Here is a 15174-nt window from a genome sequence, read left to right on the forward strand (position 1 = left end):
TCGAAGGTGATGAGAGGTCGTCAATGACAGGAAACCCGAAATTGACTTAGCCAAAAATGGCGAGTCGTTAAATACTCTCCTTGTTTCGAATGAACCATAAGCGGTCGATCAAACGCCTTTCATCGTCCTCTAGGCCACCGGTTTTCATCAAGAAAAACAGGTAGGATGACGTAAAAACGAGAAATGAAAAAGCCATGATCGCTGCATTTGAAACTGGCTTGGACAGACTGATCAACGCGGTCGTATCCGACCGGGAAACGACGGCATTCGTCATCAGTGGGATGTACTCGCTTGAAAGCAAATAAAGGGGAATTGTTAAGAGTCCCGCGATGAGACTGCAGAAACCGATCTTCCATATTCCCTTAAACAAACTGAAATCTGCCCGTTTGAATCCGATCCTCCTAAAGATGGCGATCTCAGCCAATATGGTCTCGGCGAGCCTAACCCCTACAGTTGCCGTGACGATTGCTAATAGACTGTTTGTCTTTGCTGCAAGAAAAAGAGCTCCGATCAACACGATCGCTGATAGAATTCTGAATTTAAGTAACAACTGTCCTAACTCTTTATACGCTCTGACGATCGCATCCGAGATAAGAGCTCCGGTTGGCAGCATCAAAATAAATATACGGAATATCGTTGCGCTTCCTTTATATTGTTCCGTAAAGAGTAAGGTAATCAGGGTTTCCGCGGTAATAAAGAAAAAGATAAAAACGGGAAAATAAACAACCGCGAGTTTCCTCGTCGCTTTCGCGACCAATCGGATCATTTCAACTCTGTTATCCGATAACTGGAGCTCACTCATCCTCGGTATCATCACCGAGTTAACTGATTCAGACAGCATTCCGATCAGAGGCAGTTGAAAGCAGCCAACCGCATATATTGCGAACTCCGTGGGACCAAAATTATATCCCACAAAAAAGTAGTGGAGATCGGTTTGAACATGCCATAGCAATCCGATGAATCCGAAAGGTAATGCGTAAGAGAGGTGCTCTCTGAAGAACTTCAATTCGAAGGACTTCCAAAAGCCCGGAAATCGCCTAATCAAATATGCCAAGAGTACGACGGACTGCAAGGCCGCTTGAACGATCGAGGCGACGATGATCGAGCGGACCGTACCGACCGTCGTTGCAGCAAATAAAACAAGAATCGTTCTGGAAAACTGGGAACCCACGAAGAACATTGCTCCGAGTCGAGCCTCGCGATTAGCAACAGCAACATTATCCAAGAAAAGTGAAAAGATCCAAACCCAAGTCAGAAGGCCAATAAGAGCCGATAATTCCTCGATTTCGGCGTCTCCGAAAACGGTCGCCAAGAGGTTCGGAAAAAAAGCAAGTGCTGAAAACGCCACTCCGCCTGCAAAAAGAAGGAAAAGAACGATGTTGAATATCGCAGCCGGCCGCTGCTCGACTTTACGGGCCAGATAATAGAACGAACTAATTCCGACGCCGAACGGAAGTGTGGTGGCAAGTGTCGTAACAATGACGAAGACCTGACGATAGCGACCAAATTCGGCGATCGGGAGAACGCGCACAATCACGATCGGAAGTGCGAACGAGAAGATGAAACCAACGATCTTCGCGGAAAACAGCCAAGTCGCCTGGTTGAACAGCGATGGCGTGGTCGAGTTGGAGATAATTACTTCGGGACGCGGCAATATTTTTTATTGAGTGTGGAATCGACTTCAATTTCTTGGCAGACGCATTTCCGTCAGGCTGGCCTAAATGTTCACAAATTGGAACCCGCCGTACTAAAACTCCTCACCTGATTGAGCTAAACTAATGATCCGACAAGATCTTAATGCAGGGTCAACGCGAAGCTGAAAGGATAAAATCGAATTCTCTCCTTCGTAGGCATCGAAACGTTGCTCTGAGCAGCCTCGGGCTGATCTTCAATAAATGATCGATGATCTTCAGTTTGATGCTCGGAGACGTCACTAAAATGTCGTCAAGATGCCTTTGGGCGCCTTCAAAATCCTCGTTCACAAGAAACCACTTTGCTCGTTCGGTTTCTAACAAAATGCGGTCTTTTTCATGTTGACGAGCGATGACGGCAAGTTCCGAATCGTTGAAACTAAATTTCCTCATCAAATGATCCCAAAGGACCATAGTTCGTTCTGCTCGTTGCACACTCGAACCTGAAAGGCTATCTGCACGCAACCGATATTTCAACAAAGGTTTCCTGTGATACTCAATGACGGCGCCAGCGCGGACCAAGCGAAGCCACAGATCAAAGTCTTCGAAACCGATCTTTGGAAGGGATTCGTCAAACAATCCGGCGCCAGTGACTAAATTCCGTCTTGCAACGGTTCCCGAAGTTATCAAATTACATTTCCATTCCAGGAGTGTCTCCGAAGTGACCGCCCCGATCGAAGGATTTCGCGTCATGAACGTTTCTTTTGGCCCTACCAATTCACCAAAAAGCAGCGCGTCACAGTAAATTACGTCGCAGTTTCGCGTTTGAATCTCCTGCACCTGTGTCGACAAATATTCCGGAAACCAAACATCATCGCCATCTAAAAATGCGAGAAATTCGCCGTTAGCCGCCCGAATGCCGGCATTTCGAGCCGAGGCGGTACCTCCGTTGCGCTTTGCTACGTAGTTTATCCGGTTTTGATATGGAGCAAGTATCGCTTCGAGTCTTTCGGTATCCGGACTTCCGTCATTAATGACAACTATCTCGAGATTTGTGTAGGTTTGTGCGAGAACAGAATTAAGTGTTTCCTCGATATAGTCAGCAACCAAATAAGCCGGAATAATTACACTGACGAGAGGGTAATCGTTTTCGTCAACTTTTTTCGGAGCTTCAGTCATTACCAAATACGGCTACTTGCGGTGCACCAAAAGTTCTTTACGTTCGGCTTGGTTCCCATTGCGAAAATGTTTCGCCATTTAGAAACTTATAGAGACCCATTACGGTCGCCGCGTTTAAGAGTGCAAAATACGCTGGATACGATACCAAATTGCAGGCTATTTTGCGTCGTTCCAATTCCAGACCGGCTAATGCGACCAGCCAGAAAATGACTTGAAATACGAACACAACGAGATATAAGGTCGAATTTAGAGCAAGTTCCAAACTTGTGAGAAAAAGTGTCAGTAACAAGAAAGGGACCATGTAGCGCAAAATCTTGTGTGAGATCAACTGAATCGCAAAGAATCCGGTCCTGAACGGATTAAGCGTCGTTCGATTTCTCCATAGATCCGACAAGGTCTGGGCAATTATTCTTACTCGCATATTGAATTCTTTCCGGCCTTCAATATTCGTAACTTCGCTGCAAACCGCGTCAGGTTCAAATACTGTCACCAGGCCCTGTTTGTACATGACCGAGGCAATTAGAAAATCAGAGCAAGCCTCCGCATACATTGGCACATAAGCGTTTCGGCGAACCGCATAAAGACAACCCGAAACACCTATGAGAGAACAGATGTCGCTTTCCTTTTGTTTGATCAATGTCTCATAGTCCCAATAGCCACTCGAGTTTCTCCCGATCGATGATCCGGATTCGTCAACATATCGTAGTCGACCGGCCACACATCCAACATCCGGATCAGCGAATCTGGGCAGGAGTGTTCGAAGTATCCCCTTTGGATATTCTGTTGTTGCGTCAGTAAAAACAAGGATTTCACCAACAGCATTTTCAACGGCCAGATTCTGGGCCGCTGTCTTGCCAAGTCTGCGATCCGGTCTAATCAAGCGAACACCTTTGTCCGTAAACTGGCCGACGATCGAATCGGTGCCATCATCCGAAAAGTCCGAAACTACGAGAACCTCGAACTTATTCCGCGGATAGTCGATTTCGATCGTATTTTGAAGCTTTCTTTGGATGTGAAGCTCTTCGTTCCGCGCCGTTATAATTATTGAGACAGACGGCTCAATATCAGACGCAACACGATCACGTGTAAAGAACTTCGATATCAACGCCAATAGGGCCGGATACCCTATGTACGTATAGCCAAGTAGGACTAACGCTAGCCAAAAGGAAAATGCAGTGACTGTGTCGATATATGTATGGAGATTTTCAATCACGATTCGTACACAGATCTCGTCAGAATTCGTTCAACCAATTGAATCGGTAGGATCAAGGTCTTGTTCATTGATTATGTGGTCAAATCCTACCGCATACGCGATGGGAAAATAAACATACCAATGATAGGCAACGGATCCAAAAAAGCTAGCGAACATGTACCCAACAATGGCCGCCTGAATACCGACGGCCCAAAGAAAGTCCTTTCGACGCGCTTGGTTTTCGCCAATCGAATGCCCGATTCTCGACATACAGCGAATGGGGGTAACCAAAAGAATAATATACGCGCCTAAAGCGAACCATCCCAATTCAGAGCCGACTTGAGTATAGGCATTATGGGTTTGCAGATTACGAACGCCGACGATCGGAAAATTCCCCAAGCCAATTCCAAGTGGATTACGGATCGTTACCAAGATCGAACGTTCAAGGAGCTCTTGTCTTTGGCTCGACGAACCCGAAACGTCCATGCTCGAATCAAAGATTGAAAGAACACGAGCACTGTAATTTCCCGGCGCAATTGAAATCAGACCAATACCGATAATGATCGCCATGGCTAGGGCACTAATTCGTCGTTTTGGAAATAGTTTCCAAACCAACAACACCAGTACTGCAACAAGACCGATAAACCCGCCTCTCGATTGTGTGAGAATCAAAGCGTAAACCATAATGCAGGCCGAGGCACCATAGGCGATCTTAGCAAGCACGGACGATGAGGAAAGTCCGAGAACGACAGCGATCGGAATGAACATCACCAGGTGAATCGACATGTCATTCGGGTTTCCGAACATTCCTCCAAAGTCAACGCCGACCCGATATTCTTCAACAGCAAAGATGCCCTGTAGATAGAGATCGTAAGCCTGATAACTCAGATAAACGCCGATCCCTATCCCGAGCCACATTAGTCCCATTATTCGCCGACGTGTCGTAAGGACATTCGCCATTATTATGAAGATGATGAGTATCTTGCTCAGGTACTCGTCAAACGTTTTCCACGCAAGACTAACATCCTTGGCTAACGGCATCATTATAAGGGCCGAAAGAGCAATAAAAGTGACACATTTGACCTCGGTCGTCCACGTGGTCAATGTCATATGTGTAGAAAATTGCGTAACAAGGTAAATAACTAGTGTCAGGATCGATACCCAAAACGCCATCTTCGCGAACCCGGCGAGCGAAGGGAACATTTCGTAGGGGCGAAAATAAACGATGAAGGTAAACGCAAAAAGACCGACGTAAGTGAAGAGATGGCCACTGTCTTTAGCTTCTTGGCGCAATTCTGCCGTGCCAGAAGAGCGAAGGCTACCTCGGGACGTATGACTATGTGTCTCCGGCGTTTCAATTTCGTTCTTCGTGAAAGCCATGCCTGACGGAGTTGGATTGCGAAATACGGTCCCGTGATCCGAAGTATTATAGTTCAGCCGATTTGCCCGCTGCGGGCACGTCGAGAATCGACAAAACAGTCCACCGGTCTCTGAAGTCAATCAGCACAAACACGAGACAGCTTATCAGAGGTAATTGCTAACGGTGTTTCCGGATGATTGTCCCGCCAAAACCGACTGCAAAAATGTATTTGAGGGACGCGGCCACTCTTTCGAGCGTGTGTTGATTAGGTGATTGACTCCGAAACCAAGTTTTTCCTGAGTCGACAGTCTTTAGTATCACCCCATTCGAGCCGACGGCGATTCCGTTGAATGAATCGGTAAATATAACTGAATATAGATCTTCAGTTACGTTAGACGGGACCGATATCCATGAATTACCTCCATCTGTGGTCCGGACGATCCGACCTACATTACCAACTGCCACTCCAACCGACGAGTTGGAAAAAAAAACCGCATTCAGCCTGTGGCGTCGACCGCTATCTTTTAACACGGGGTTTTCCCATGTTCGGCCGAGGTCACTCGATCGAAGCAACAGCCCTGCTCCGCCAACAACAAAGAAAGTTCGGTTCGCGAGAATAGCCCCGTCGCTAACAATTCCCCGGTTAGCCAACTGAATTATCGAGGAAAATTCCCCGGCACTTTCGCTGAATGCAACCGATCCCTCTTCCCCTGCAACGAAAATGATCCGCTTCTGATCTGTGACAAACTTAATAAACTGTCTGTCTTTACCGTCAAAAGGTATAGTATGCCACGTTTGTCCGCCATCACGGGTCTCAAGAATGTGAGAAGTGCGTTCCAAAACACTTCCATTGGTTGGACCCTCACAAAGAAGCCATCCATTTTGAGGATCGGCGAAAAAAATGTCTCGAATGTTGTCTTTAGTTGGACGAGGCGATCTTTGCCAGGATTGACCACCGTCCGCTGTGAAAAAAAGGGCTCCAGAGCTACCTCCTATCCATCCGACATTGTCATTTGCGAAGTGGATCGCTCGCAGCCAAGAGAGGGTACCTGATTCGATCTTCACCCATTCGTTTGTGTGTGCAAGAGTGACTGATGAGCACGTGAGGTAGACACTCATCAACGTCGACATGATCGTGAAGCGCGCGATGCGGGCAACGTGAAAATGTGTATGCATTACCAAAAACACCAACGCTCATTTATCTCAGCACAAGTAGCGCAGATCAAAGGGGACTGCCAAGGATCATGCGCAATGTGCTAACTCGACCGATCGTCTCGAAGATCTTCGTTATACTCCATTTCTTTTCTGGGACAATTATCTGGTCGCCCGGAAGGATATAGGGAACTTGCGTCTTACCGCTGACGACCTTTTCGAAGTCAATAATCGTTTGGCTATATCCGCCTTGCGGGGTCATCCGGACCAATAACACACGTTTCTTGTCTCCCGATTTTGCGATCCCGCCGGCCTCGGCAACCGCCTCGTAAATATTATATCGTCGGTTCATTACTCGAACACCGGGTGAACCAACAAGGCCAAGGACACTAAAACGCGCCGACCCAACCTTATCGAGTGTCACAGTGACTTGCGGATCGATGATATATTCATCAAGTTCGCGCTTGATGATCGTGGCGACTTCGTCGGTTGTTTTTCCCCCTACAAAAATCCCGCCCTGAACCAACGGGTACGAAATTCGTGCAGTCGGCGGAATAACTATGCCGGCTTTTGAGTAATTCGGCTGTCCAAAAACATCAACAGTGATAACATCCTCAGGACCCAAATGATACTGGCGAAGGTAGTTGTTGTAATAAGGTACTATTGCCGCTTCCTCTTCCGAAAGTGCTTGCCCGTTTTGCGGTGTTGGAGTGGGACCCTGTCCGGATATCGCCGCAGAGGCGAACAAACAAAACGAGATCACATATAACCACTTACCACTACAAGTTGTTCTTTTCATAAAACCTCCAACCGAAAAGGAACATGTCCCGCAATTACTGCGACGCGGGCTTTATTCTCCCCCCAGGGGCGAATATCTATCGAGCCCCTCGTCCGAAGATCACCGTCTTTACCGTCTCGAACATTATAATAACGTCAAGTGCGAACGATTGATTCTTAATGTAATAAAGATCGTATTGAAGCTTCTGCCTCGCGTCTTCGATCGATGCACCATACGGATAGTTGATCTGTGCCCATCCCGTTAAGCCGGGAGCGACCAGATGCCGGTATTCGTAAAACGGAATATCGGCCGCAAGATGCGAAACGAAATGAGGTCGCTCTGGCCTTGGGCCGATGAAGCTCATTTCTCCTTTAATAATATTCCAAAACTGCGGTATTTCGTCTACTCTTATCTTTCTTATGATCTTTCCGACTTTCGTGGCTCTTTCATCGTCATCAGTGGCCCAAACAGGCTCGCCGTTAGCTTCTGCGTCCTGATGCATTGAGCGGAACTTATAGAGTGTGAATGAAACACCGTTCTTTCCAACGCGCTCTTGTTTGTAAAGGAAAGGTCCCTCAGTTTCTAGCTTAATCAGTAAAGCAGTAACCAAGGCTATCGGTAGCGAAATCAATAAACCGACAAGTGCGATCCCGCGATACAACGACTCTCGAACGAAGGTACTCAATCGAGTATCCCGCGGCCGAAATGAAAATATGAGCCATGACGGTCGCAAATTATCCAGATGTACCTTTCCAGTGACCCGTTCAAAAAAGGATGTACTTTCTTCGATCGAGACATTTCCCGCGAGCCTCAACTTCAAAAGCGATTCAGCCGGAAATGTGCCACGCCTCTCTCGAACTCCGAGGACGATCCTGTCGATCTTTTCCTTTTCGACCACCTCCTCAAGATCTTCGATCCTGCCAAGATCGCGAAGCAGCGGAGCGGACACGATTGCAGCCTCAGGGTCGTTTGCTAGATAACCAACGATTCGGTGTCCTGCGTCCCTTCTGCTCAACGTAGCCTGCGCTGTATCGATTATTACTTGTCGGTCGCCAATGATAAGAATCTTTTCGCCAAGATCGGGATGCCCTAAAAAATAGTGAATTGAGAGCCTAAAAGAAAGAAGGAGAACGAGGGTGACGAAGATCGAGAAAAACGCTGCTCCACGACCAACAAGTAGCGATGGAACAAAATAAAACAGGATCGCCAGAATGGCCCACGAAATGCCCAGCGCTTGAACGAGTCTTAAAACAAGCTCACGGCGGCTGTTGACAACCGCATAATCATACAAGTCAAAGATGTAAATCGAAATCAGGCAGACGACGGTAACTAGCGCGGTCTTGGCCCAACCGTTATTATCAACGAGTTGCTCGGCAGCCCCCTCGACTCCCAATCGCAAATAAAGTCCGATCAAGATACCGCCATATATTATGGCGAGATCCGCAATGATCAGGATCGTTGTCCGGGTACTTAATCGCGTATTCATCAACAATATTGAAAATCAAATGCATGAGTCGGCACCCGCACATCGAAACAACTGTGAAAAACTATGAATCACCCGATTTCTTGTAATATGAGTAGCCGTAATAGCCGCTATTCAATAACGATTCGTCGGAATCATTTAGTACAGAGCCAATTATTTTGTCTTTCGGGAACGTCTCCAGAATTCGATCGATGTCTTTATAACGAACCTGGTTCGTTCTGATCACCAGCAAAGAACTGTCTGCGGCATTTGCCATCAACGCTGCATCCGAAAACAGCCCCAGAGGAGGTGTGTCGATCACGACAAAGTCGTAAGTTCTATGAGCCTCCTCCAAGATCTCGCGGAAGGCGGACCCCGAAAGCAATTCACCCACGTCGTCACGTGTCTTTCCGGATGGTAAGAAATGAAGACCCGCGGGCTCTAGACAAATTACCGAGGTTGCCAGCGAGGACTTGCCAGTCAATATGTGCGAAAGCCCTACTTTAGGATTCACCGAGAGATAGCGTGCTAAGCTTGGCATCCGCAGATCGGCATCGATGACCAGGGCCTTTATACCGTCGGATTGTGCCAAGAGCCAAGCAAGATTCAATGCAGTTATCGACTTGCCCTCCCCGGGGCCTACACTCGAAACCACGATCGACCTGATCGTTTCTTTATGACTTCGGTGAATAATTTGCGTGCGAAGAACACGAAATTCCTCGGCGTAAATCGATTGCGGATCTGTAATGGCGACGACATGCGGGTTTACGGTGATTGGTTCGACCTTGAATTGGACGACTGGCCGCTCGATTTCACGAGGTACTTCGACGGGCCGGCCAATGGGGATGTTTTGTACGAACTCGTTAGTAATCGGATCGCGATCTTCGACGACATCATCGCGGCGCAATTCGACCGGGAGGACGGGTTTCCCGATTCGCATTTCCCGATCAGCCAAAATGCCGGCAGGCCGATTCGGCTCGAGCTCGACGATACGATCGGTCTGATCGTTACTGTCCACGGAGTTGGCTTGCCTCCGATGTTCCAGGTCGGCTCGTCGAAGGGTTTTTAAGAATCTCATCAATACACTATGACGTAAAATCGCCTATCCGCTTTTAATTCGGTATAGCGTAATTCTCGATCCGATCAATTAAAAAGCTACCGGATAAAACAGCAAAAGGACATCGATTTCCCAAAAATTCCGATCACCGGCGGTTGCTGTCGGATCAGCTTTCATCAACAAAGAGCGATTGTTCGATTCTGATATGATCGCTCAACAGTTCGTCCTTACCCATTGGGGTCAGCACACGGGCCGAAGTGACTCTTTCAACGGCCTTATCGCTTGCCATCAACATGTCCTTGTTCGGCAACAGATCTAGATTTTCTGCCACTTCCTCTACCATCTCGCGTTCGACCCGTCTCTGGTCCGCCGCAAATGCCGCAATCAAGGCGTTATCGCAAAGATTGTTTATGAGCCGCGGGATTCCCTCAGAACACTGAAATATGAAATCTATCGCGTCCGGTGTAAATATATGAGGATCCTTAGCACCTGCGATCGACATTCGCTCGGTCACGTATCTGGTAACTTCGTCAACATTCGGTAAAACAGGCATCGTGCAACGCAATGCGACTCTTTGCTTCAACTGACGAAGGTTTTGCTGCCGAAGTTTTTCACGAAGTTCTGGTTGTCCGGTAAGGACTATCTGTAGATGTTTGGAGCTGTCAGACTCGAAATTAAGCAACAGACGGATCTCCTCAAGAACCTCGTCCGAGAGTTCGTGAGCTTCATCGACGATCAAGATGGTTCTGAGGCCGCGACGATGGCGGTCTTCGAGGAGTTTACCCATCTGGGCGAGCATTTCAGTCTTATTATTCCACCCCTTGATCTCGAGCGTATCGGTCAAATGCTGGTAAAATTCGTCGATCGAGAGATGAGGATTGAAAATGTAGGCAGCCGATACACTAGAGTCCAATCTGCGGATTATCCAACGCAATGCCGTCGTTTTTCCAGTTCCGACCTCTCCAGTAAGCACAATTAGCCCTTTGGCCATTTCGATCCCGTAATACAAGCCGGCAAGTAGTTCGTTGTAGCTGGGCGTAAATACGATAAAGCGCGGGTCGGGCGTAAGACTAAATGGATATTCGTTTAACTCGAAAAATTCTTTATACATGCCTACTCTCGCGAAACAACATTACGGTTCAGCTCAGTCGTTCAAATATCTTGGTCATTTGCAGTACCACGATCAAAACAGGAACGCTCGCGATCGAGATCAGAACCGCAGCGAAAACCCGTACTAAATGAACACGCTTCAGCCGCTGTTTTTCTTCTTCCTTCAAAAGTGGCGGAACCGCAGCAAGCACCGGGATCCCGGTGTAATATTCCGCATCTTTGATAGTTTGCAGCTTGAACAATCTCGGGACCTCATAGACCCCTGCAAAGAAAAGGCCGAACGCCAGGCCGGCGGCCAAGCCGATTCCGAGGAAAAAAGGCTTCTTCGAAGCGGTCTCAGAAGTCTCAGGGAGATTTGCTGGATCGATCACCCGAATCGACTCGCCTTGAGCGTTCGTTTCGCGTTGAACCTGCTGCTGCGCATTGTTAAATTTCTTCAGAAGTTCATCGTAGTTCGATTTAGCCGACTGATATTGATTACTGATTCCTTCAAGAGCTACTTTCACATTCGGAATGGTGTTTATCTTTGCTTCCAATGCGGCGATTTGTACCAGATTCTGCTGTAAATCCCGATCGCGTTGCTGAATCTGGAGCTCGATCTGATTTATTTGTCCCTCGACCTTTTCTTTTTCGATTTCTATACTCTTTCGCTGCAGCTCCGCTTTTCTGGAAACGGTGAGATTTGCTTGCTTGACCCGCTTTTCGGTATTCAAGGCCAATTTTTCCAATTCGTCATTAATCTTATTTATCTCGGTCTGTGCTTGAAGGACCTCAGGGTGCTTCTCTCGGTACTGCTTTTTTAGCGATTCAAGTTTTGCACTGAATTCAGCACGTTTTTGAATCAATTGTCCGTAAGCAGGCGTGTCTTCGACACGAGCTGCCTGCGTAACAGCCTCTTGCGTCTCACGCTCACCGAAGTTATCGATCAATCTGATCTGACTGTTGAACGCTCGAATGCTCTCATGCAAGCGACCTTTCTCAGTAATGAGCCCCTCTTTATCTTTAGATATGGTCTGCTCACGTTGACGTAGACCGTTTAGCTGAGCGATCAAGCCCTGTGAGGACTCTGGAAGAGCCTCGACATTTCTTGTCATGATCTCAAGACGTTGGATCTCAAGCCCGTCCAGGTTAGACTTTGCCTGCGCGAGTTGGGCATCAATAAATTCCTTGGTAGTCTCGGCGTTCTGGGTCGATTCTGCCATTTGCGCAGCAATGAACTTATCTGCGATTTCGGCAGTTATGCGTCTGGCAACTTCGGCAACTGTGTATTCGTAACTGATCCGAAAGCCGCTAACTTTGTTATCGCTCGATTTTTCAGGTATCACCTCGATATCCGAACGCATCTTTTCAACTATCAATTCAAGCGGCACTCCTCCGCCACCCTCATTAGCATAAAGTGAATGTTTAGCAATTAGCCCCTCAAGCGATGAGCGGCTTAGGACGGTTTGGCTTATGGATTGTAAGCGTTGGGAGAGATCATCGTCGGTCAACGACGGAGCTACCTTTTCGGAGATCGTGGCCGGGGCAACCGCAAGAAACGTGGTCGATCGATAAACATCCGGAAGATTCGGAACGACCCATGCAAAGGCGAGAAAAACCGCGATTGTCGGCAGCATAATGTGCCAGATACGCTTTTTGACAATTACGAAGATCTCATCCGTCGTCCGTTTTCTAAATCCCACACTCATGAAATCCTCCTGTTATTAAAACGCCACTCGTGCGACTTGTAGCCTCTAACCCCCTCTTTCTCAGTGGTCGAAACCCGATAATTCCGAAAGCAACACTTCAAATTTCGTTCGTCACCCAATGTAATGCACAATTATACTCATAATTCGTTTAGAATCTTAGAAAAAATGACCGGCCGAATCAATGCCTACAAAACTAGGCGTTCTCAACGGCCGTTGATCGTTGAACGTGGTATGAATCAGCGCAATTCGGTTCCGTTAGACAATCGCCTAACGGCAAAACCGACCCCCGTGAGCCCGACTCCAAAAAAGAGGATGGTCAGGAATTCAGGTGTGGATAGGTTAGTGGAGCAAGCGCGATCGGAAACTACAGTAGATGAAGGCTGATTTTCTGCGCGGTTGATCTGCTGGTTCTTTTCCTGACAAGTATCAGCCGAGCTCTTCAATGGCAAAAAGTTCTCGGCTCCCTGAGTGATCGTGATAGTAAAAGAAACGACGATAACAAAAAGGCTGGCGCTCAAAAGTATACGGTTGTGGGCTCTGTAAGACATAACATCTCCTTCAATTTCGCTATCCCAGTGATCGACACCGAATGTCACAATAAAAGAGCGATTGAACGAAAATTCCTCATTTTCGGGGGGACTCGAAAGGAATCAACGAATCGCGTGCTCGTATGACTAACAGAGCAGACGCTGTCGGCTCTGGGATTTTGCTGAAAAACCATACGAACGATCGGGGGGGCCCTGAAAGTTCGTTAATGACCAATATTACGGTCGAAAGTATAAATCTATGTTAATTGCAAAGAGAAAATCTACACTCTCTTTTGCCTATTAGTCTAACCAACGATGCTATTTCGACAAAGTCTAGCTCTTTTATTTACTGCAGGCAAGCTTTTTTTCTTCAAATAACGCAATTAAAAAGACACACCAAATGCGAAACGATCTTTCGCTCAAGTTCGGATATTGCCGCGATCTTTCTATTTTGATGCAGACCATCAGCCAATTGGCGATAATTATTTCAATTCAAAGCAATTTAAAGGCCTGGGTAGCCGAAATCGGAGATCGCGACGGAAAGCTAGCAGATCCGAAAGGTCCGATAGCTTCTGATTTCAGACGAACCCGGTCACGGTCTCGACTCTTTGCAGTGCGTGAGAATTGCCATAAATGCTGGAAAGTTTTTCTTCCTTTTTGTTTTTTGCGGTGTTATACTCGCGACACGAACACAAATCTTGACCTGCCTGGTGGTTGATCGCCTCATTTGGCGATGATTTCCATTCGGCAGACTTCGGCATGTTTAATGAGTATTTCCTGAAACCCTTTATCAACGCATGAAGTATTTGCGTTCTGATCATTGGGGTCGGTCGAAACAGCAGTTGTTTGGAGGTTATAAGCAATGTTCAGATTATTCTCCGCCATTTTCGGGATAATTGTTTTGGCCGTTTCGGTTGGGGCTCAATCAACAACATCTTCGCAGACGGTCAAGCAAAAGGTCGCGGTCGTGGTCCCATCGGACACCGTCGATGAAAGTGTCAGCCTTATCGAAGGGAAAGTCGTTGTCGTTTATGATGGTGACAATATCGGAATCGAAGGGAAGGATTATAAGTTCTACTCGATTCGAATAAACGGTATCGATGCACCGGAAGAAGGTCAGGATCACGGCAAAGAAGCTCGGAAGAAATTGGTCGATCTGATAGAAGGTAAGGACGTTCGGGTCGTTGTAATCAAAAAGGGTGTTTTTGACCGTTATATGGGCAATGTTTACCTTGACGGTGCAGATGTCGGCTTATTGTTGATCAAGTCCGGGAATGCGTGGCACTTTAAGCAGATCGGATACGAACAAAACGCCGAAGATCGCAAGAAGTACACCCAAGCAGAGAAAAAGGCCCGAGCGGACAAAGTAGGGCTCTGGGCAAAAAATGCACCGATCCCGCCTTGGGAATTCAGGGGCGACGAATCTTCTGAAAAGGCAATTGTCGCTCCGGCCAAGCAAGCTTCGACAACAGCCGTCTCCTTGAAGTCTGCTTCAAATGAGAGTCGGGCTCCCGTTCAAGACAAGACGACCGGAAGGACCTACACTCTTGGCCCGCGGGGCGGATGCTATTACATGAGTGTTAGCGGCAGCAAGGTTTATGTCAAAGACAAGAGTCTTTGCGGAAAGCAGCAGTAAAAATATTATGAGAGCGCAAAGCAGTAAACTTAACGGAATGCGGCTCCCTTGTCCTCGCTGCCAACAGCCGGCGTCTATAGATGCTCGTTCGTGTTCGTGCGGATACCGGTTTGTTGCGGAACACTCGTCGCAGGTGAAACCCAGGATGCCGGAATTGAAAAGGGTTGTACCGGGCTTTAAGCCGATCGTGCATAAGTTTCCGACGCCCGGCGCAAATACTACGGCCGCGAAAACCGAAGGGACGCCAAAGATCGTAACGGGCGACGATGCTGTTGCCGCTGTTGCCAATGAAAGCCTTGGTCTTCCGGTCGCGTCACTGCAGAGCGAAATTGTCAAGACTGAATCTGTTGGATTGACAACTGTCTATTCAGAACCGCACATGGGTCTGCTTCCTCCCGGAAG

General features: G+C 47.6%; 12 protein-coding genes. 1 reads left to right on the top strand and 11 read right to left on the bottom strand.

Annotated features, from left to right (window positions below; genetic code table 11):
- Positions 1–67 precede the first annotated feature (67 nt).
- The 11 genes from IPM28_02375 to IPM28_02425 form a co-directional block, all read right to left on the bottom strand.
- Positions 68–1654, bottom strand: a complete 1587-nt coding sequence (locus IPM28_02375) for an oligosaccharide flippase family protein (GenBank protein MBK9171837.1) — start codon at positions 1652–1654, stop codon at positions 68–70.
- Positions 1655–1805: 151 nt separating this feature from the next.
- Positions 1806–2810, bottom strand: coding sequence for a glycosyltransferase (locus IPM28_02380; protein MBK9171838.1), 1005 nt, complete (start codon positions 2808–2810; stop codon positions 1806–1808).
- A gap of 37 nt (positions 2811–2847) precedes the next feature.
- Positions 2848–4023: a glycosyltransferase family 2 protein gene (locus IPM28_02385; protein MBK9171839.1), complete on the bottom strand. Its 1176-nt coding sequence runs from the start codon at positions 4021–4023 to the stop codon at positions 2848–2850.
- A 30-nt stretch (positions 4024–4053) separates the two neighbouring features.
- On the bottom strand, positions 4054–4920 hold the full coding sequence (locus IPM28_02390; GenBank protein ID MBK9171840.1) for an O-antigen ligase family protein: 867 nt from the start codon (positions 4918–4920) through the stop codon (positions 4054–4056).
- Positions 4921–5539: 619 nt separating this feature from the next.
- Positions 5540–6202, bottom strand: a complete 663-nt coding sequence (locus IPM28_02395) for a hypothetical protein (protein ID MBK9171841.1) — start codon at positions 6200–6202, stop codon at positions 5540–5542.
- Between the two features lie 382 nt (positions 6203–6584).
- Positions 6585–7313 (bottom strand): polysaccharide biosynthesis/export family protein, encoded by a 729-nt coding sequence (locus tag IPM28_02400; GenBank protein ID MBK9171842.1) that lies wholly within the window; start codon positions 7311–7313, stop codon positions 6585–6587.
- 76 nt (positions 7314–7389) lie between these two features.
- Positions 7390–8778 carry a TIGR03013 family PEP-CTERM/XrtA system glycosyltransferase gene (locus IPM28_02405; protein MBK9171843.1) on the bottom strand — a complete coding sequence of 463 codons (1389 nt, stop codon included), beginning with the start codon at positions 8776–8778 and terminating at the stop codon, positions 7390–7392.
- A gap of 61 nt (positions 8779–8839) precedes the next feature.
- The gene (locus IPM28_02410) at positions 8840–9832 is read right to left on the bottom strand and encodes a CpsD/CapB family tyrosine-protein kinase (protein MBK9171844.1); all 993 of its coding nucleotides are present in this window, start codon (positions 9830–9832) and stop codon (positions 8840–8842) included.
- Between the two features lie 145 nt (positions 9833–9977).
- Positions 9978–10922 (bottom strand): AAA family ATPase, encoded by a 945-nt coding sequence (locus IPM28_02415; protein MBK9171845.1) that lies wholly within the window; start codon positions 10920–10922, stop codon positions 9978–9980.
- Between the two features lie 28 nt (positions 10923–10950).
- Positions 10951–12609: a hypothetical protein gene (locus IPM28_02420; protein MBK9171846.1), complete on the bottom strand. Its 1659-nt coding sequence runs from the start codon at positions 12607–12609 to the stop codon at positions 10951–10953.
- A 236-nt stretch (positions 12610–12845) separates the two neighbouring features.
- Positions 12846–13205 (bottom strand): hypothetical protein, encoded by a 360-nt coding sequence (locus IPM28_02425; GenBank protein MBK9171847.1) that lies wholly within the window; start codon positions 13203–13205, stop codon positions 12846–12848.
- Positions 13206–13998: 793 nt separating this feature from the next.
- Between IPM28_02425 and IPM28_02430 the strand changes: the two genes are divergently transcribed.
- The gene (locus IPM28_02430) at positions 13999–14772 is read left to right on the top strand and encodes a thermonuclease family protein (GenBank protein MBK9171848.1); all 774 of its coding nucleotides are present in this window, start codon (positions 13999–14001) and stop codon (positions 14770–14772) included.
- The last annotated feature ends 402 nt before the right edge of the window (positions 14773–15174 follow it).

Source organism: Chloracidobacterium sp. (assembly GCA_016716305.1).
Taxonomy (GTDB): domain Bacteria; phylum Acidobacteriota; class Blastocatellia; order Pyrinomonadales; family Pyrinomonadaceae; genus OLB17.